We start from the raw sequence: 16,715 nt of genomic DNA, 5'->3' as shown, positions 1-16,715 counted from the left end.
AGGTGCTCCAGTGGCTTCTGTTTCTATCAGCTGTCCCTCCTGTTCAGCTACTGACGGGGTGGTGCGTAACGGCAAAAGCACTGCCGGACATCAGCGCTATCTCTGCTCTCACTGCCGTAAAACATGGCAACTGCAGTTCACTTACACCGCTTCTCAACCCGGTACGCACCAGAAAATCATTGATATGGCCATGAATGGCGTTGGATGCCGGGCAACCGCCCGCATTATGGGCGTTGGCCTCAACACGATTTTCCGCCATTTAAAAAACTCAGGCCGCAGTCGGTAACCTCGCGCATACAGCCGGGCAGTGACGTCATCGTCTGCGCGGAAATGGACGAACAGTGGGGATACGTCGGGGATAAATCGCGCCAGCGCTGGCTGTTTTACGCGTATGACAGGCTCCGGAAGACGGTTGTTGCGCACGTATTCGGTGAACGCACTATGGCGACGCTGGGGCGTCTTATGAGCCTGCTGTCACCCTTTGACGTGGTGATATGGATGACGGATGGCTGGCCGCTGTATGAATCCCGCCTGAAGGGAAAGCTGCACGTAATCAGCAAGCGATATACGCAGCGAATTGAGCGGCATAACCTGAATCTGAGGCAGCACCTGGCACGGCTGGGACGGAAGTCGCTGTCGTTCTCAAAATCGGTGGAGCTGCATGACAAAGTCATCGGGCATTATCTGAACATAAAACACTATCAATAAGTTGGAGTCATTACCCATCGCGCCTTGTCTATTCCTGTCACGGCAGAGGATTCCCGTGGCGTGAATGAAGATATTGATGCTGCCCGACAGCGCATTGGTGAGATAAAAACTAGCCTGCTGACCTGCCATGGTCGTGCTGGTTATGAATTCATTCGTTGTCTGACGGGCTTTGCCGATGAAGAGGGTAAATATTTTGACTGGAAAGCGACCTCTGATTTTCTGAAAGCAGACCTGGATGTCATGCTTGATGAGATGAAACGACGTTTACATGCAGGCCTGATCACCCTTAATTCTGTTGAGTGCAGAGCTCTCCAGCGTTTTGCAATCCTTTATCTTGCGGGCGCTCTGGCATCAGAGTGGCAAATCCTGCCATGGGAAAAAGAAGAGATCGCTGATGTTGTTTATGTAGCTTTTAACCGCTGGTTGCAGAACTATCGTTCTGATGCGGGCCGTAAGCAGAACGTCCTGATTACCGTTCAGAACTTCATTGCAGTGAACCGGTCAAAATTTATTGATGCGAAAATGCCCTGTTTTGCGTCCCGTAAAACCGATACTGCCGGGTATATTCTAAATGACGGGAGCTATTTAATACTGCCGGACACACTTGAGAAACTTGGCATGAACTGGGGCTTGTCTGCGAAAAAACTGGCCCGCTTAATTGACGAAGAAGGTTATCTGACACGCCCGGAAGGCGATCGCCTGACGACACGCCGGACCATACAAAAAGTGAACGTGACCGGGTACTGCTTATCCGCTGAATTTGCCAAAGCCAGTTTCTGAATTCTTAGTCATTGATTCCACAGGCCGCCAGCACAGGCGGCCTTTCTCATGTCTGTTGATTAATCAGATGGCCCGGAAAATGCCAGTGCATTACCAATATGTTGCTCTATCAACTGGCCGGTCGCTTTCAGCCGCTGCGGATGCAGATGAGCATAACGCTGTGATGACTGAATGCTGCGGTGTCCGAGTTGGGCCTGGACGTCATATAAGGTGCCTCCACGTGAAACGATTAATGCTGCGACTGAATGGCGGCATGTGTGAATACAGACCTCCTCATCGTAGATGCCTGCCCGTCGGATAATGCGCCTAAAGGCTTTAGTGACATTGCAGACCGGTTTGCCCGGAATTTTGCCGCCAAACATCCATACATTGCCGCCGAAGCGGGGCAGCTCATCAATCAGCTTTACCGCCCAGTTGTTGAGATGAACCAGTCGCCCTGAGCCGTTCTTGGTTTCCGGTAGCCACAGCGTTCCCTCTTGCCTGTTGTAATGTACCCATTTTGCCAGCCTCAGCTCGTCACGCCGCAATCCGGTCAGCAGTAGTAAACGAATATAAATCCCGACTACACGGCTGTTGTCTTCACTGGCGGCCTCGAATATGCGCCGGATTTCCGTTTCCGAGAAATAACGCTGGCGGGCGTTATTTTCACGCAGAAGTGGGATGTTTGCCGCCGGGTTCACCATCACCATCTCATGACGTAGTGACCATCTGAGGAGGGCCTTCAGCAGGGCAATGACACGGTTATTGGTGGCGGGCTGGCAGGTTTCGCACAACGAAGACTGAAGGTGGGTGACGTGACGGGGCGTGATTTCATTAAGCAGCAGATTTCCCATCACCGGGGCAATGTGGTCACGAAAGCGCTGTTCATCCTTATTCCAGCTCTTTTTATGCAACTTTGCCCACGGGAAATAATACTGGCTGAAAGCTTCCTGAAGGGTAGGAATGGCCCGGCATTTGTCCCGCTCGTAACGCGGGTCAGTGCCGGTGGCTATCTGGCATTTCATCTCAGTGGCAATCTTTCGGGCTGTCGTAACGTCAATCTCCGGCCAGTGACCAATACTGATGGCGCGTTTGCGGCCCTGCCAGAGATAGCGCAGGAGAAACTTCTTCTTGCCTTCTCCTTTGCCTACCAGACACTTGAGCCCGCTGATTTCGGTATCGCTATACTCGGCTTCACGGGAAGGGGCATCGGATTCATTAGGAGGCAGACCATCAATGAGGCGGTGAGTGAACTTAAAACGGCGTGGTGTGGACATGCAGAAGTCTCCTTATGCAGGGGTGATTAATACGTTAGTGAGGTCAGAAAGTGAGGCAGGGAGGGAAGAGTCCCGTGCCTCAGTGTGTAATGCGCGTTGGGGCAAAAAAGGCAGTATGACTATGATTTGGCAATGACGGTTATTGATGGAGTGAATGTTAGCGCCAGAATTCTCCGGTCTGTCTCTGGTCTTCCCGCAACTTACCCGGTGGAATTTCTGAAAACGGGAGGTGAAAAAGCGTTGTGTCATAACGGCCTGGCAAAGTATTTCCCGTTTCCCCGTTATAATGCACTGGGGCGGGCACTGAATAAAATGCAATGGTGTACTGTTTACTATTGATTCTTCAGTGAAGAGGGTAAACTTATTAGATAATAAACAACCTATATGAATAATATATAAATGAATTTGTATGTGGTTTCATTTTTCCAATGGGCATTAATGTTTGAGCGATGCGAGTATGATTTAGTTATGAACTGTGATTTTTTATGATCAATTAAATTTCTTTAAGATGATTTAATCAATGATAAATTTCCACATTTACCTGCTTCAATAATACTAATCACATTTAATAAACTATCAAGTTTAGTCAGGGTTCAATATGAAAAGAATGCTCTCTCAGTGTAGTCTGTTATTAACAATTAGCTTATGGTGTTTATTTAGGACGGATTTACTTTCACTTTTTGAAAGCAACCAGATGATAGGGTAAAGATAAGTGCTGTGTTCGGCGGTAAATTCTCAGTACCACCCATTGAAAATCGAACGGGGAAACGGGAAATTTGGAGCAAAGTGCTGGTATGCAAGGGATGTGTGGATCTCTGTGACGGGAAAACTACGGGGATATTGCGGGAAAGGGACGGGGGAAAGGTTCTATGTTGATGCTGATCAGATCTTTTCTAGTTTGCACTTGCTCATACCGTGAACAGCGTTAGTGTGGTGAGCATCATTTGCCAAAAGGGTTAGACAATGAATGCCATACAGCAGCATGCTGCAGCGCTTCTGGATAGTGTTGCACGATGGAATGAAGTGACGACTCTGGCTAAATTACGCTATCAGGCCGAGCTGGCACCTGATTTCAGCCTCATGGACTGGCTGAAGAATGACGAACTGGCCCTTTCACGCTATCTACGATTTTTGCTTTCTCCTGATGAAACTCATGGTCAGTCATCACTGTTTCTAAAGGGATTTCTCTCCCTCATTGAAAAGAGTGGGCACGATAGCCCTATAACCACCGGAGGTAGCCATCATAAAGTCAGGGTTGATTATGAAGTCACTATTGAAAACAGAAGAAAGATAGACCTGTTGATGACATCTTCAGAGGGTTTTATTGCTATCGAAAATAAGCCATGGGCAGCAGATCAGGAAAATCAGTTACGGGATTATGCATTATGGCTGAACAAATGTGAAAGACCATGGAAGTTAATTTATTTATGCAATCAGGATCCGGGAGAGTGGACTCTTCCTGGCAATACTCCGGAAGCACTGAAGCAACATATCCTAACGATATCCTGGCATGAAGTCGTCAAATGGCTGAACGAATGTTTATTGCATGTTCGGGCAGGTGCGGTCAAAATATTTGTTGAATCATTGATTAAATATATCAACCAGTCAATTAATGGTGAGTTCATAATGGATAATAGTCGTGAGTTGTCAGAAATCATCCGCAAGGATAGCTACTCTATAGAATCGGCATTTATGATTTTTAACCAGATGAATGAGGTTCGCAACGATTTATTCAAAGAGTTTATTTCTGATTTAAATGCCAGTTTCATTAATCATCCTTATTCTATTGAAACCTCGGATGGGGACCTATCGAAACGTGGGGCTAATTTTTATATCCCATTAAGCCCGAATGGTAATTACTCTTTGTGCTGGGAGTTTGAATATTCAGGTTATTATGGTTTATTTTTTGGCATTTCGGGAGTGAGTCTGGTTGAAGGTCAATCTGCAAAAATAGCTGCTGCCATGTCAGAGATATTTCCACACACGCAGGGTAAATCCAGCGAATACTGGTCATGGTGGAGCAGGGGTTTCGATCTGCAAGGGAAAAATCGTATTCCTCGAGACTGGGGTAATGATGGCGCGGTTTGGGCGAAGCTCCGTGAGCGTGATGCAGACAGTATTTTTGCAGCTACCCGTGAAGCGATTCTGGCCGTTCATGAAACGCTGGATATGGGTTTATTGCGTTAATTATCTGATCGTCTGCAGCAAACGCCTGCAGTGGTAGATAGCCAATGAGGACAAGACGTGATCACGACTTAATGTGGTAAGTAAAATCTGTGAGAGGGAATATGGATAATATCGAAGACAGCATTCCGCTAGGTATGCAGCAGTTGATTGATGCTGAGAGCGACGGGAAGATTTGGCTAAACAGTATTCCGGTCGTGAACGAGTTGTTGGATGGTTTGCAGCGTGTGGCATGGCATGCGCGAATTCAGCAGGCAAAACATGACATAACGGCGCACCAAAGCGCGTATTTGGTGAATGCCAAGATCAGCGAACTGGTGCAGATCTTCGAGGGTAGAAATCCGGCCTATGCCGTCCTGCCGTGGAATAGCGATCCCCACCAGATGAAAGCATATATTATGAAAAAGGACGATTACTGGGGGGATGATGCCGACATTACCTATGATGATGCCTTGCCGCGATTGCTCGATTGCTGTGCAGTTGCGGCGACTTGTGGTGTTGAGTCGCTATTACCAGACTGCCCTGAGATATTCCGCAGCAGCAAAGAACAGGTTCTCGCTGACCTGTCTGAGCAGCGCTATCTGGCTGGTGCGTTCCTGATGGGGGTGCCAGTTGAAATATTTATCCAGATGGCGGGCTAAATACCCCCCAATATAGCTACATTTTTACCAATCCATGCTTACTTTCGGAGAATTGGCAGGCGGTTTCTATAAAGTGGCGAACCTTCTTAAACGGAAGCCAAATTGAACGATACTGTTGATTGGGGGCTATCGTGTCATGGAAATCTTGCCATAGTCTAATCAGTAATTGAATAACTGTAGTCCTGTCACTTTTGACTATACCAGTTGGGGTCAGTTGGTTGAGAGTACTCATAACCGATTTTATTGAGAACAGTGAACAAGGCCGGGAAACCTTTCCGGGATTGTGAGGGGTTGAGCAAGCCAGCCGGCGCGGTAGTGTTTTTCACACCAGCCAGGAACAGTTTGAAGACCAGAACCTCGTTTAGAATTGTGCCCAATGTAGGTGGGTAATATTATTTTTCGTGTCCAGTCAGCCAGCAACATATGAATTTAATCGAGTGAGCAGCAATGGGGATTTTCAATAGAATCAAAAAGATTCTTGGTTTGGAAGTGCAAATGGGGTTTCGACGTTGGTCCACTTCTGAGCTTGAAGAAAAGAAAGCTTATCTAGAAAATAAGTCTGCAGAAGAGTTCACTGCAGAAGATCACTATCTGTCGGCAGAATGGAGCATTCAACGTTATTTACCCTTAGGTGACGAACCTACACCTAAACAATGGTCAAAGGTCACTAGTGACATTCAGCAGAAAATTGACATCAATTTAAACAAGGCTGCTGCGGGTGAACTACTTAAAACTGAGTTTATTCAACCCGCTCGCTATATCCTCACCAAGGAAGACTTCCTAAGCGATATAGTGCCAGCTTTCTCAAGGTTTGATTGGCTGCCAAATCCTCATTCAAAGGATTCGCAATGTCGCGAAATCTGGGAATCGCTCTATGAGTTTACTCAGCCATATTCTTTTAAACATGGTGAAGCAAAAGATGTTCTGATGAGTATCTGCGACACCAACCAGGCTATGCACTTGGTAATGGAGCTTGCGCGGGCATACTCTCAAATTTGCCAAGCGCAGCTTAATGGTGCGACGAGGATGAAGGTTGTTAGTACTGGCAAGCATTGTGATGACTGCATGGCTCTTGTTGGCACGAAACTAGGCGTCGATGAACTGCTAACTACCTTTAAAAAAGGGGCACCGAAATTTCCTCATCCTTTGCATTATGAAGATGAGGTTCGTTGGTGCCGGGCACCATTCTTATCGCCGGAGAGCACACTTAAGGATGGTGATGACCCAGAGTTTCATGCCTTTTTAGTTGATCTGTTTGATGGACCAGAGAAACATAGGGACAAATCAAATTGAAATCTGCATCAGGAATAGAGCCAACAGAAATGTTGAAGGGGGGGCCAGATCAAATGCAATTATGCCCTTATCTGAAGGGAACGGATGATGCTTTCCTTCCACTGACCGGACAACGACCGGATGCTGCCATACTGTGATGAATCCACCAGATAGGCATACAAGGTGGAAATAGTGTTTATTGACAGTTTGAGAACCAGTAGATACTGACACTGTGACCGGAGGGGCAGGAGTAGCTAGAGGGAAATGCTCATGCTGGATCGCAGAAGCAGGGGGTAACATCTGCGGTCAGTACGACCAGAAATCTACCGGAACCTCAGAAAGCAAAAAACCAGCCCGTAGGCTGGTTTCTTTAAATAAGTGGTGCCGGACTCGGAATCGATGTTTTGTTTTATTTTTATGATTTGCAATCAAAATTTTTGATTTGATTATATTTATACCCTCATTTGTACCCTCATTCCCGATTGGTATGAATCCGAAACCCGAATCGGTGACGATAAGGGGGATACTCGCCTCAGGCTGATGTGTTGATACTTTATGATGGTCCTTTGTTTGGTGACGCTCCTGGTACGTTACAGAATCCAGTAACAAACCACCAGAAGAAAAGCACCAGGAACGCCAGTATCATTTTGTCCATAAGCAGGCGAACCTGGCAAGGGGTTTGTTTAACACTGCACTGGTACTGACATTTCACATATGCGCAGGCCCCTGATTACTGTCCGGATGCCAGCATTCCAGGGTAGTGACGGGCGATGATGTCATTCAGCTTATCGACCAGTTCTTGCCGCTTAAAGGTGATATGAGCAGTTCCCTTCTGAAAGTATTTGATTGCAAACATCTCATCCTCGTAACGATTGCTGTGCCTGTTTTCATGGATATGATCGGCGAGACGACGGGTGACGTCGGCACGGTTGTCGGGAACCGGTTTTCCGTCCAGAAGCATCAGCATCCGCTCAAGGTCAGCTAACCGATCGTGTTGCCTGCCCCAGAGAAGCCCAAATCCCCACCGGTCACATTTGACTAGTCCACTGACGATGATTTTCCCTCCAAATTTACAGGGGCTGTTCGTCTTAAAATCCCAGCTCAACCCTTTGAAGACGTTAATGACACCCCGCTCAAACACATCACCTTTATTCAGATGCAGTTGCTCAAAAGTGCTCAGAATGTTGGCTTCGCTGACTGCAGGAATGTTCTCTCCCTCAAGGTTTCTGTACCACTGATCACGCGCCTGAGCGTCCATGATGGAAAGCATCCCTGACTTTTTCATTAAATCGCGCCATATACCACGATCGAGATTACGGGTAATGGCTTTCATCGCTGTTTCTCTTTTTTCCATCAGCCAGCAGCCACAGCGAAAGTCCTGCTTCATAGCCCAGTCCAGCGCGGTTTTGCCACCGATACTGCGGGTCAGGGTTGAAATATCGTCGAGTTGTTGCATTAGCTCTTCGATCTGCGCCAGCGCGGCATTACGTCCGGTGACGATGCGTTCAATGCTGGTCGAGCAAATCACATCGGTATGGTCGGTTAATATTTCGGGTTCGGTGAGAGTGAGGTCTGGCATCGTTTCTTTCCTTTTATAAAATAAAACGTCAGTCGGTCAGGACTGGCGCTTATGTGCGTGTGATAAGTCTGGCTCGGGGGCTAATCTGTTCTGGCCTGTTGCAGAAGCTGCAGATGGCGGAGATCCCGAACATCTTTGAGCGCCTGTTCAATCCAGGGCAACAACTTTGCTGAGCCGGTGTTGCCTTCGTCGTTGTCGAAGATGATCCTCGTACCGCTATCGATATTGTCCTGCAGCCAGCCAGCCAGCCAGTCAGACTATCGAGAGCGATTTCAGTGGTTAACTCTGGAAATAGATATTTTTGTGGTGATTGATGTTGGGTTACCAGTCAAATGTGGGAAAACCTGGCAGCACTTCGCCACAGGCATCAGGATGAATAATGCTGACGGAGTAACGACGCATAAGTGCTACCACCAGACGACGACAGGCTTTCGACAAACCGAGGCGTTTTAGCCGCAACACCGGAAATGACCACGCGCTCAGACGGAGCAGATAGCCGGTGCCCGAAAAATGGATCCATTCTGACTCGCTAAAGTCTTCATGCTGATGCGACTGTTTGTACAGCAGGGTGTTGTCGGCTTCGGTGATATGCGCGGTACTGCAATGGATACCGGTAAGGTGGGCGGCGGGTAGTAATGGATCTTCAACAACCCGCTTTCCGGGGGTATCAGCAATACGAAGTGAATATCCGTTGTCGCAGATCGCGTTAATAATGTCGTTCAGTTCAATGCCATCGATATCCACGATGATACGACCCATGTTGAGGGCCAGTATATTGATAGCATCGGCTTCTGCCGTCAGGGATAGTTTCATGAATGTTGCTCCTGAGCTGCATTTCCAGCGATGAGAAGAGTGATCCTTTTATACCCGTTACGTTGCATCAAACCCGTTGCCCGTCTGGCCCGGAGAATATCAATCACCCCGATAAAAGGGGACTGATGCTTAATGGAGAAACCGGGACGATCAATCCGCACCAGTTCAGATTTTTCAACGAGAAAATTGAGTGCATCTGACAGTGAGATACCGGCGTCAATATATTGCGTAATAATCTTCTCATCGGAAAATTGCGTGTCGCTAAGCGAAAGGCCGTAATGTCTTTTTAACAGATACGTAAGAAGTTGCTGCCAGATTTCAACGGGCGTCGGGTGTGACGGTGCCTTCCGCGTCGGGATGGCGGATAAGGTCTGCATAATGAAATGTTCCTGAATGAAGTCGGGTTAAAAAGAATGAGGGATTATGGGGTGGGATTACCGGGTTATGCTGTTGTCTGGTGTCGGATACATTGCTGTATAAATGTAGCCATGTGATCCGAGGGAATCTGCTTCACAGGTCAGCCCTTTTGCATATAACGTGACACAGTGCTGATGGCGGGGATTGAGCTCACCGGAAACCAGCATTAATTCCAGCTGTTTGAGCAGTGCCGGAAATGCCTGATCGAGATGGCGTAAATCCGCATCGCTGAACACACCGGCGATACTGGCCCGATCAGCCAGATAATGCAGGCGGTTGCCTTCCTGTACCAGTCGTGCGCCAAAACACGGAGTGATGCCCGGTTTCAGCCCCCACCAGGGCTCAGAGACATCATGGTTTACTGGAGGTAGTTGATTCGACAATTTAGTGCTCCTTAATTAAGGTTAATTGAGCGTGACGCTACGCAAAACGACATACGGGCCGTTACGGTCCTGGCGGCGTTCAGCGAATACAGCCAGCACACCACTGATATCCTGCACCTCCCGGCCGGCATAGTGGCAGATACTGCCGGACCACTCGTATTTCCCTGTACAGAAGCGAAACAACCGGGACTGCGGGTGTTGACGGTATATTGCCATTGCCTGACGTTTGCTGATTATTTTCATCGCTGTTTACTCCTTAGAGCCAGCCGCGTTCAGCAAAGGAGACAATATCCATCCCGCCGATGATCAGATGGTCCCGCAGGCGAATGTCAACCAGTTCCAGAGCCTGTTTCAGACGTTCCGTAATCAGCCTGTCGGCTTTACTGGGTTCAGCCTCCCCCGACGGGTGGTTATGCGCAAGAATGGCTGCGGCAGCGTTATTTTTCAGGCCGGATTTAACGACCTCACGCGGGTGAACGGTGACAGTGTTGATCGTCCCCAGGAACAGTGTGTCGTGGGCTATCAGTCGATTCTGGTTGTTAAGCCACAGGACGGTGAAAGCTTCGCGGTCAAGTGTGGCAAGCTGCAGACGCAGCCAGTCACGAACGGCATGGCTGGAGGTAAATGACGTGCCGGGTTCACGTAGCTGGCACTCCAGCAGGGTTAAGGCTTCCCGGATAGTGTGTTGTTCTGATGACGTTAATGAGGCGGCAAATAGTGGTAACTGTTGTTCCATACCAGAGCTCTCTCAGTCAATGATGCGCATAATGGCGTTGCATTCAGCGTGGTTAATCGCGTAATCGCGCAGGCGGTAATAGTGTCCGGTCATGGCATCGCATTCCGTGCGACAGGCGTGGTGGCTGTAGGCGATGAGACAGACCGCAACCCCGGCGGCTTCAGCGCTCATCTCCGCGCCGTTGCCGTTCATGGGGTTAAACAGCGTCCATTTCTCATCGTCGCCTTCGTCAGCGTCCGGGGCCATATATGCCCCGCCGTTGGCCAGCGTATAAAAATTCCAGATGCCCCCGCTGTAGTGCTCACAGAAACGCTCCATCCACGCAAAAACAGCCGGTTCAAGGATTATCCATTGTGGAATGCTGCCAAAGTGCTGCGGCCAGAAGGCAATGCGCTGTTCATCCGGTACAGGTGTGCAGACAATTGCGACTGCGTGCTGTTGTTCCGGGGATGCTGAGTCGACGGTATTGTCGTCCAGGGTGAGCATGTTGTTCATTTGATTTCCTTTGTATTTTCAGGTGGGTTGTTGAAACGAAGTGACGGACAGGACTGTGCGTAGCCATTCTCGTCACAGCGTGAGGGCCAGTGCCCCTCAGGGATACTTACGCTGCACATGCTGAGTTCACCGGGACGATAAAGAAGGTGAGAGCACCAGGCGGACAGGTCGGCATCAGAGATGGAGCGGCAGCCTTGCTCACTGATCAGGGAGAACGGATGTGGCTAAACCTGAATCACGCCGCCGGGAATACACTGCATTACTTCAGGCTCCCGAGCAGGCTTTCCGCCATTACCCACAGGGCGCGGTTGAGCTTCACGTCGCCGTCAATGCCGTTAACCGCACGGGTGTGGGCCCGTTTACCTTTCGTTGTTCTGCCCGGCAGGCCGCCTTTAATCAGGTTTTCCTGGATACGCTGGTAGGTGGTCCACAGGTCGGAGCTTTCATCCTGCCAGCGTCGCGCAGACAGAATCTGTGCTTCCGTCACCGGCTGGTGCTCTTCCCCAAAGCGGTACGTCAGGGCGGCTCTGGCAAACGCCTGTTGTGCCGGCGGAGGAAGTAGCAGTGACTGCATGGCATCCCGCTTCTCCTCCACCCGGTCAAATATCCCCAGCACCTCATAAGCCCCTTCAATGACTTTCTCCACCACATTGCCCTTGTGCGGTACGCGAACCTCACCAAAGGTTTCGCCACAGACAAGTCCGTTCTGGCAGACAAAGCGAAACAGGCCCGGCAGCATCTGGTATGAGCTGGAGCCGTCGTGGCTGTTCAGGAGAATGATTTCGGGGACCTGTTTGCCGGTGATTTGCCCCTCACGCCGCAGACGCAGCATGTGCTTTGTGTGGTCGCGTTTATTCAGGTCGCGAACGCGGGTCTGGCAGGCAAAGAACGGCTGGAAGCCTTCCCGCTGCAGATTATCAAGCAGTGTGATGGTCGGGATATACGTATAACGTTCTGAGCGTGATTCGTGCTTTTCTTCACTGAATACGCTGGGGACGTAATGGGACAGTTCGTCGCGGGTCAGTGGGCGGTCGCGGCGTACGAGACTGGCCGCACCAAAACGGCTGGCTAAGCGCATGGTTAATACCTCTGATATCAGGTTAAAGGGCATAAAAGCAGAAAGGCCATGCTCCGGAAGGTGCATGGCCTGTGGGGGACTGTGTTCTGTTGAAAAAAATGAGCAGAACTTCGCCACTCAGTGGCTCAGTGGCTGCGGTGACACAGGGATACCGTCGCTGATGAGACAGCGGTTCAGCATCTCTCCGGCCTGCGGGGCAAAATTCCAGTCCCGCCATATCAGCATTTCGCTGCAGTCGCGTATGACCAGCCGAAAATGGGTGCCCTGGTCGTCTTCGACAGTGACGTTGAGGTAGCGTGCGACCATGGCTTCCGCCTGTGCCCGGGTGAAGGGGCCGGGTGGCAGCGACGCATTATCAGTATTCTGCATATCTGATCCCTGATGAGAAATAAAAGAAAACACCCCGCTCAGGTGAGCAGGGCGTCGGCGGTGTGAAATACTGGTGCAGTGGTCAGGGCTGGCGGGTTTGTTCTGCCTGAGCCGGGATATCCGTCATGGACTGAGGTTCCTGTTGTCGTGAGCGTGAATGAATTCAGAAAAAAGGCGTTACCGGCCTTTATTACGGCAGGGCATATTTCGGCAGACAGCCGCTGTCCCCGAACGCGGGAAGGACCTTCCCCGCACCGTTAAGCGTAAACACGGCTGCCTTTACGCCCTCCCCGGACACAATGACCCGCTTACCGGTGCGCAGTTTATCCCATGCCCATGCCACGTTGTCTGAGCCCACATGTGACTCGCTGTCACTGACGCTGACAGGCTCCTCATCGTCAATTTTCATGTCCAGCGACTGGCCGTTATCCATCCTGACCTGATGACCGTTTGCGTCGGTGAAGGTCATGGTGGCCGCTCGTGAGCCGGTGTCTTCGCAGGTCAGGTAAAGCTGCGACTGTCCTTTCCCCAGAATCACAAACTCAGACATCCCCTGACCCCAGCCGCTGGCCCAGATATCACGGTTACCAAAGGCCTGTGACACTGCCGGAGTCAGGGCAGATATCAGAAGAGTGGAAAGCAGTATTTTCTTTTTCATGGTATTCCCTGAGGGTGATGGTTAAGACGATACGGGTCTCTCCTGAAGGCGGTGAGACGCGTTAAGAAAGAGGGCGGATAAGTGATACTGGCCATATCACTGGCTGACGGTGAATGTGCCCTGGTCGGTGAACACCCTGGCCTCAACAAAATTGCAGGCTTTACCAAAGTCGAGCGTGTGACCAAATTTCCAGAAGACACTGTCAGCGAAGGTCATTTTGCGGGGTGTGAACGGTTTATCTGTGGGCCACCAGCCATCCACGTTCCGGCCCCTGTAGGCTATTTTTCGGTGTGTCAGCATCGGGCATTTTCCCCGGTTAACATCGATTTTCTTTATCATAACGGTGTCGGTTTTTGCTGTCACGGTGACATAGACGCAGCCATAGCATTCATGACCGGCATGGCTGACCTCCACTTTAACGGGCATATCGCTGCCGGCCAGGGAGGGAAGTGAGGTGAACAACAGACTGGCGGTCAGCGCCATAAAAAACCTTTTCATTACTTTTCTCCGGATGAAGGCATTCCTGCGATTCATCGCATTGATTTTTAATCAGTAAATGGCTGAATACAGTATCCCTGAGGGATTCTATAACCGGAAATTCATCATGAATGATGAATAAAACCGATCGGGTCGATCGACAAAATCGATCGTGACAGAGCCAGATTATTTATCGAAACGGAAGACAGGCTTATCGATGTGGAAGTCAGCCAAAGAAGAAGGACCAGACGGTTCGGGCAGCACGGGCCACGGTGTGTGTGACGGTCTGAAGTGCATAACGTGCAGCCTGCGGCAACGGGGCCAGGTCGATGACCGCGTCAATCACTTCCACCACGGCATCGCCAAAGCTGTTGCGGGCGGTACTGATAATGCCGGGGGTGTGGTACCCGCTCTGCAGGTGAGGCACCAGCGGGCTGCGGGCCTGCTTTGGGAGACGGGTAATCATCGCCTCCACCAGACGGGGAAGGTGGTACCGTCCCCTGACTGACACCGGAAGAATATCCGTCTCTGCTGTTCCCATCTGACGGGCGACGGCCTGGCGCTTCTGCGTAATATGCTCACTCTGTGATACTGAAGGCTGTGCCGACAGCCAGTTCCACTGTTCAGCCGGTTCGGTTTTATCCACCTGGTTGAGGACCCACAACACCGGTGGTAGCGGTCCGCTGTATTGTGTGAATACCCCCTGATAAAAATGCTCTTCCACCGAAAACGCCCGGTCATCGGCCTTCAGCACCCACAGCACCATATCGAGTTGCGGCATGAGTTCGCGGTACAGCTCACGGTATTCATCGTCGCGGCTAATACTCTCCCCCACACCGGGCAAATCCACCAGTGTCAGGTAATGACTGCCGAAGCGCAGGCGCACACGTTGTGGCTGCCGGGTGCAGGCTTCCACGGCATTCACCGCACAGACTTCGCTACGGAACAGCGCATTACACAACGAGGATTTTCCGACGCCGGTTTTGCCCATAATGCCAATCACGGGTTCGTATGTGACGAGTTGGTTGAGTTCCTGGAGAAGATGCTGACGCAGGGCGCGGGGATAGCGTCGCAGATGGCGACGGATAAGGGCATAGCCCGAAGGATGTTTCATATAAGCCTCGGCATAATAAAAAAGGCCATCCGGTGGGGACGGCCTGACTGAAGTAAACGGGAAGGAATTCATTGGTGTGATATATATCTGATATTTTTTTAAAATATAAAATACCTGTGCCGTCGGGTCGAGATATTACATCTTATCTGCATTTAGGCGTATTGATTACATCTGTTTATACGGACTTGCGTATCTGGATTTTTGCTTTTTTATTTTTCCTTTTCTTACGTTCTTCTGTGTTGAGGTAAGTGAAATTATTGGAACTGGTTCTGGTTCTCACTCCAGGAATGCTATTATATATTTGGGACTGAAGACGGAAAAAAGTGAGGTATCCTTTTCGGTTATGACAGATGGTATTTCTGTGTTCATCATTGATTAAATCTAAAATTTTAATTTCTTGCCCAACATCCACTACCTGTGTGGCATTATGGAAGCGTAACGGATCGTTACGTTTATTTTTTAATCGCGGACCATCTGAAAACTTGTAACAAATAACCATGGGATATTCCTGCCGTTCCGGTACCCCTGTGTTTGCCCATTTATTATAAATATCTGACGAAATATAGGCACTGGCATAGGCGTCAGGATGTTTGATGAAAAAGAAGTTAACAAGATAAAATGGCTGATGCCCAACAGTCATCAGGATTAGTCGTGAATAACCCCGAACTGATTTATATAACGGGTCTGACATTATTTGTTTTTTTAAAGAGGTAAAGCGTTGTCTGAGTTCCATCAGAGACCTGGTGAATGTATTCTCTGCACGGATAATCTTGTTATCATTATCGGGAAGATAAAAAGAAAATGTAATCATTTCAATCTGGCGATATTGTTTCACCATTGAAAGATAATGATTGCTGAGGTAAGTCTGAGTATATTCTTTTTCAGTAATTGCTCGTATTAGTTCTTTTTTGTTTTCAGAAGGGATCCTTTCGCTAAGGATGATTTTCTGATTTCTGTTATTCATGTTGGGACGCCGGAAGTCTCGTTCCCCACTGGTGTACTGGATACGGTACAACTTATCCAGCAGATCATACATACCGTAAGGTGGCTTGTTATTCCTGAAAGCGGTGAACAGATATTTCCTGCTAATGTCACCCCATGTATGTTCGGGTTTTTCATAAAACCGATCCTCCCTGCGCAACTCAAACACCCGGAAATCATCCCATATCGTCATACCTCGTTCTCCTTTTTGTGGCTGACAGGTGATACCTTAGCCTGGGAAATTTAGTCCAGATTGTACTCTTTTTTACTGTAAATGCAGCGGTATTATAATCTTTTTTTGTGGTTTTTTATTTACAATTGATATTGTAACTAACTGATTATAATGTGCTGCTATGATGTGGTTGTTGCTAATTTCGCTGATTGGATCAGGTTGATCTGTTCTTCATTACTGGCAAGTAGTCAGTGTCCGTGGAACTGAGTAGGGGGAAGTAACGATATACAGTGGATATGTAAGCGGTGGACGTACGGAGGAACGCCCTGTTTTCAGAGACCGGCATCAAACCGGACAGAATGTGTTACAGATACGCTGTCAGGGTAAGCCGTTGTGAGAGGAACAATACGATAACAGATAGCGCTTCTATATTTTGTTTGTGATAAATAAAAATAATAGCGGAGATCTTTTAGGCTGGAATGTGAAGGTGTTCCCTGAGTCTGCTACCCCCTGAGTAGTGAATGAATCCGGTTAGAGGGGAGTGTGTCTGATTGTCCGGTATGTGCATTTCGGTTGTAGGTCTGAAAAAATATTCGTAAATA

Annotated in this window: 19 protein-coding genes; 5 read left to right on the top strand and 14 right to left on the bottom strand. The window is 49.1% G+C overall.

All coding sequences use genetic code 11. The features are described 5' to 3' along the window. Positions 1-10 precede the first annotated feature (10 nt). Positions 11-708 (top strand): IS1-like element IS1B family transposase gene (locus GPJ68_RS20965; RefSeq protein WP_235611130.1). Its coding sequence is split into 2 segments (ribosomal slippage): positions 11-260 and positions 260-708, totalling 699 coding nucleotides; the frame shifts between segments, so codons are not numbered across the junction. 60 nt (positions 709-768) lie between these two features. Next, positions 769-1,488, top strand: a complete 720-nt coding sequence (locus GPJ68_RS20960; protein ID WP_180836973.1) for a hypothetical protein — start codon at positions 769-771, stop codon at positions 1,486-1,488. Between the two features lie 59 nt (positions 1,489-1,547). Here the strand turns inward: GPJ68_RS20960 and GPJ68_RS20955 are convergent, their stop codons facing one another. Continuing rightward, a complete protein-coding gene (locus GPJ68_RS20955; RefSeq protein ID WP_180836971.1) occupies positions 1,548-2,744 on the bottom strand; it encodes a site-specific integrase in 1,197 nt (398 codons plus the stop codon). Between the two features lie 963 nt (positions 2,745-3,707). Here GPJ68_RS20955 and GPJ68_RS20950 point away from each other — a divergent pair. The 3 genes from GPJ68_RS20950 to GPJ68_RS20940 all read left to right on the top strand — a co-directional run bounded on the left by GPJ68_RS20950 (position 3,708) and on the right by GPJ68_RS20940 (position 6,862). Continuing rightward, the gene (locus GPJ68_RS20950; RefSeq protein ID WP_180836969.1) at positions 3,708-4,931 is read left to right on the top strand and encodes a PD-(D/E)XK nuclease family protein; all 1,224 of its coding nucleotides are present in this window, start codon (positions 3,708-3,710) and stop codon (positions 4,929-4,931) included. 101 nt (positions 4,932-5,032) lie between these two features. Continuing rightward, positions 5,033-5,569: a hypothetical protein gene (locus GPJ68_RS20945; protein WP_180836967.1), complete on the top strand. Its 537-nt coding sequence runs from the start codon at positions 5,033-5,035 to the stop codon at positions 5,567-5,569. Positions 5,570-6,016: 447 nt separating this feature from the next. Further along, on the top strand, positions 6,017-6,862 hold the full coding sequence (locus tag GPJ68_RS20940) for a hypothetical protein (protein ID WP_016247599.1): 846 nt from the start codon (positions 6,017-6,019) through the stop codon (positions 6,860-6,862). Positions 6,863-7,571: 709 nt separating this feature from the next. Here the strand turns inward: GPJ68_RS20940 and GPJ68_RS20935 are convergent. The 13 genes from GPJ68_RS20935 to GPJ68_RS20875 form a co-directional block, all read right to left on the bottom strand. Next, a complete protein-coding gene (locus GPJ68_RS20935) occupies positions 7,572-8,420 on the bottom strand; it encodes a DUF4942 domain-containing protein (protein WP_047358705.1) in 849 nt (282 codons plus the stop codon). Positions 8,421-8,741: 321 nt separating this feature from the next. Further along, a complete protein-coding gene (locus GPJ68_RS20930) occupies positions 8,742-9,233 on the bottom strand; it encodes a DUF5983 family protein (RefSeq protein ID WP_047358706.1) in 492 nt (163 codons plus the stop codon). Beyond that, positions 9,230-9,610, bottom strand: a complete 381-nt coding sequence (locus tag GPJ68_RS20925) for a TA system toxin CbtA family protein (RefSeq protein ID WP_047358707.1) — start codon at positions 9,608-9,610, stop codon at positions 9,230-9,232. The genes GPJ68_RS20930 and GPJ68_RS20925 overlap by 4 nt, the downstream gene beginning before the upstream one ends. 57 nt (positions 9,611-9,667) lie before the next feature. Further along, on the bottom strand, positions 9,668-10,033 hold the full coding sequence (locus tag GPJ68_RS20920; protein ID WP_047358708.1) for a type IV toxin-antitoxin system YeeU family antitoxin: 366 nt from the start codon (positions 10,031-10,033) through the stop codon (positions 9,668-9,670). A gap of 21 nt (positions 10,034-10,054) precedes the next feature. After that, positions 10,055-10,276, bottom strand: coding sequence for a DUF987 domain-containing protein (locus tag GPJ68_RS20915; protein WP_047358709.1), 222 nt, complete (start codon positions 10,274-10,276; stop codon positions 10,055-10,057). A 13-nt stretch (positions 10,277-10,289) separates the two neighbouring features. Beyond that, positions 10,290-10,769 carry a DNA repair protein RadC gene (gene radC / locus GPJ68_RS20910; protein WP_047358710.1) on the bottom strand — a complete coding sequence of 160 codons (480 nt, stop codon included), beginning with the start codon at positions 10,767-10,769 and terminating at the stop codon, positions 10,290-10,292. Between the two features lie 12 nt (positions 10,770-10,781). Further along, positions 10,782-11,255 carry an antirestriction protein gene (locus GPJ68_RS20905; protein ID WP_047358733.1) on the bottom strand — a complete coding sequence of 158 codons (474 nt, stop codon included), beginning with the start codon at positions 11,253-11,255 and terminating at the stop codon, positions 10,782-10,784. 268 nt (positions 11,256-11,523) lie between these two features. Next, positions 11,524-12,342: a DUF932 domain-containing protein gene (locus GPJ68_RS20900; protein WP_047358711.1), complete on the bottom strand. Its 819-nt coding sequence runs from the start codon at positions 12,340-12,342 to the stop codon at positions 11,524-11,526. Between the two features lie 117 nt (positions 12,343-12,459). Then, complete coding sequence (locus GPJ68_RS20895; protein ID WP_047358712.1) at positions 12,460-12,711, bottom strand: DUF905 family protein; 252 nt, start codon at positions 12,709-12,711, stop codon at positions 12,460-12,462. A 190-nt stretch (positions 12,712-12,901) separates the two neighbouring features. After that, positions 12,902-13,369: a hypothetical protein gene (locus GPJ68_RS20890; protein WP_047358713.1), complete on the bottom strand. Its 468-nt coding sequence runs from the start codon at positions 13,367-13,369 to the stop codon at positions 12,902-12,904. A 96-nt stretch (positions 13,370-13,465) separates the two neighbouring features. Further along, complete coding sequence (locus GPJ68_RS20885; protein ID WP_047358714.1) at positions 13,466-13,867, bottom strand: hypothetical protein; 402 nt, start codon at positions 13,865-13,867, stop codon at positions 13,466-13,468. Positions 13,868-14,072: 205 nt separating this feature from the next. Next, positions 14,073-14,960, bottom strand: a complete 888-nt coding sequence (locus GPJ68_RS20880; protein WP_047358715.1) for a GTPase family protein — start codon at positions 14,958-14,960, stop codon at positions 14,073-14,075. Positions 14,961-15,135: 175 nt separating this feature from the next. Then, the gene (locus tag GPJ68_RS20875; RefSeq protein ID WP_048998125.1) at positions 15,136-16,134 is read right to left on the bottom strand and encodes a hypothetical protein; all 999 of its coding nucleotides are present in this window, start codon (positions 16,132-16,134) and stop codon (positions 15,136-15,138) included. Positions 16,135-16,715 lie beyond the last annotated feature (581 nt).

The organism is Citrobacter sp. 172116965 (assembly GCF_013458095.1).
Taxonomy (GTDB): domain Bacteria; phylum Pseudomonadota; class Gammaproteobacteria; order Enterobacterales; family Enterobacteriaceae; genus Citrobacter; species Citrobacter braakii.
Note: the sequence above shows the minus strand (reverse complement) of the source record. Positions and strands in the feature narration are given on the sequence as shown.

Excerpts from the sequence above, each read along its gene's own strand:
- GPJ68_RS20925 (WP_047358707.1), bottom strand. The coding sequence starts at position 9,610 with ATGCAGACCTTATCCGCCATCCCGACGCGGAAGGCACCGTCACACCCG.
- GPJ68_RS20950 (WP_180836969.1), top strand. The coding sequence starts at position 3,708 with ATGAATGCCATACAGCAGCATGCTGCAGCGCTTCTGGATAGTGTTGCA.
- GPJ68_RS20935 (WP_047358705.1), bottom strand. The coding sequence starts at position 8,420 with ATGCCAGACCTCACTCTCACCGAACCCGAAATATTAACCGACCATACC.
- GPJ68_RS20930 (WP_047358706.1), bottom strand. The coding sequence starts at position 9,233 with ATGAAACTATCCCTGACGGCAGAAGCCGATGCTATCAATATACTGGCC.
- GPJ68_RS20945 (WP_180836967.1), top strand. The coding sequence starts at position 5,033 with ATGGATAATATCGAAGACAGCATTCCGCTAGGTATGCAGCAGTTGATT.
- GPJ68_RS20875 (WP_048998125.1), bottom strand. The coding sequence starts at position 16,134 with ATGACGATATGGGATGATTTCCGGGTGTTTGAGTTGCGCAGGGAGGAT.
- GPJ68_RS20895 (WP_047358712.1), bottom strand. The coding sequence starts at position 12,711 with ATGCAGAATACTGATAATGCGTCGCTGCCACCCGGCCCCTTCACCCGG.
- GPJ68_RS20885 (WP_047358714.1), bottom strand. The coding sequence starts at position 13,867 with ATGAAAAGGTTTTTTATGGCGCTGACCGCCAGTCTGTTGTTCACCTCA.
- GPJ68_RS20900 (WP_047358711.1), bottom strand. The coding sequence starts at position 12,342 with ATGCGCTTAGCCAGCCGTTTTGGTGCGGCCAGTCTCGTACGCCGCGAC.
- GPJ68_RS20955 (WP_180836971.1), bottom strand. The coding sequence starts at position 2,744 with ATGTCCACACCACGCCGTTTTAAGTTCACTCACCGCCTCATTGATGGT.
- GPJ68_RS20915 (WP_047358709.1), bottom strand. The coding sequence starts at position 10,276 with ATGAAAATAATCAGCAAACGTCAGGCAATGGCAATATACCGTCAACAC.
- GPJ68_RS20940 (WP_016247599.1), top strand. The coding sequence starts at position 6,017 with ATGGGGATTTTCAATAGAATCAAAAAGATTCTTGGTTTGGAAGTGCAA.
- GPJ68_RS20890 (WP_047358713.1), bottom strand. The coding sequence starts at position 13,369 with ATGAAAAAGAAAATACTGCTTTCCACTCTTCTGATATCTGCCCTGACT.
- radC (WP_047358710.1), bottom strand. The coding sequence starts at position 10,769 with ATGGAACAACAGTTACCACTATTTGCCGCCTCATTAACGTCATCAGAA.
- GPJ68_RS20880 (WP_047358715.1), bottom strand. The coding sequence starts at position 14,960 with ATGAAACATCCTTCGGGCTATGCCCTTATCCGTCGCCATCTGCGACGC.
- GPJ68_RS20905 (WP_047358733.1), bottom strand. The coding sequence starts at position 11,255 with ATGCTCACCCTGGACGACAATACCGTCGACTCAGCATCCCCGGAACAA.